Raw genomic sequence first — 1,007 nt, 5'->3', positions numbered from 1 at the left:
GGAATCGGGCCGATGATCGGTGCTCCGTCCGCGGGCATCGGACGCTGACCAACGGATATCCGGTGCAGGCGGATATCCGCCGCGTGATGGAAGGTGGCTCGGATCTTCTGCGCGGTTCGGCGGGCGATCCCGGCCAGAGCCTCCTCGGAGACATCCGTACCGCATGCCGCCGGGACCAGCAACTGCCCGGTCCGGTTCTGGCGAACTTCGAGCGAAGGTCCGTCTATCAGGGTTTTCACCAGGCCTCGCGGCGCGTCGAAACGCAGCAGAACCGCCGCGGAGGCGGTAACGGGTACCGGTACGCCGAACGGCTCACACAGGCGGGGAACTCCGGTCCCCGCCGCCACGACCACGGTGTCCGCCGGCATGAACCCAACGGAGGTTTCCACCCCCACCACTCGGGTGCCCCTGACACGCAGGGCCGTGGCGCGAACACCGAGCCGCACCTGCGCACCGTTGCCGCAGGCCGACTGGAGAAGCGCCGCCGTGACGGCGAGCGGGTCGACGGCGCCATCTCCCGGATGCCAGACCGCCCGGGCCGGTGGCTCACGCAGATTCGGCTCCATCACGGCCACCTCGGCCGCGGTGAGAACCTCCGACCCGTCATCGGTCCGGGTCACATCGGGTTGGCTGTGCGGCTGGTCTCGCCAGGACAGCGAACCCGTCCACTGAACGTGCACTCCGGCGAGTTCGTCCTGCAACTGGTGCCATTGCGGCAGGACACTCCCGCGTAGCGCCATCATGGCGCCCGGCCACTGTCCCCAGCTGCCGATCCAGGCGAAAGAACTTCCGGTCGCGTTGGAAGCACCCGGCGAGCGGCCGGCGTCCAGCACGGTTACCGCCGTCGTACGCCGGGCAGCGCGGGACGCGATCGCCGCACCGACAATGCCCGCACCGATGACCACCAGACGCACGGCTCACCTCCGAGGACATCTGTGATTCGACCAGCTGCGGTGCCGTCCCAGGAGGACCTTTGACCGTCAGCGTGGGATCGTACGGGTGGGGCT

Annotated in this window: 1 protein-coding gene; it reads right to left on the bottom strand. The window is 69.0% G+C overall.

Annotated elements, in window-relative coordinates:
* Window positions 1–914, bottom strand: a 914-nt coding sequence (locus tag G6R24_RS21145) for an NAD(P)/FAD-dependent oxidoreductase (RefSeq protein WP_163550863.1), incomplete at its 3' end; no start/stop codon positions are given.
* Window positions 915–1,007: the final 93 nt, after the last annotated feature.

Source organism: Candidatus Frankia nodulisporulans (genome assembly GCF_902806475.1).
GTDB classification, from domain to species: Bacteria; Actinomycetota; Actinomycetes; order Frankiales; family Frankiaceae; genus Frankia; species Frankia umida.
Note: the sequence above shows the minus strand (reverse complement) of the source record. Positions and strands in the feature narration are given on the sequence as shown.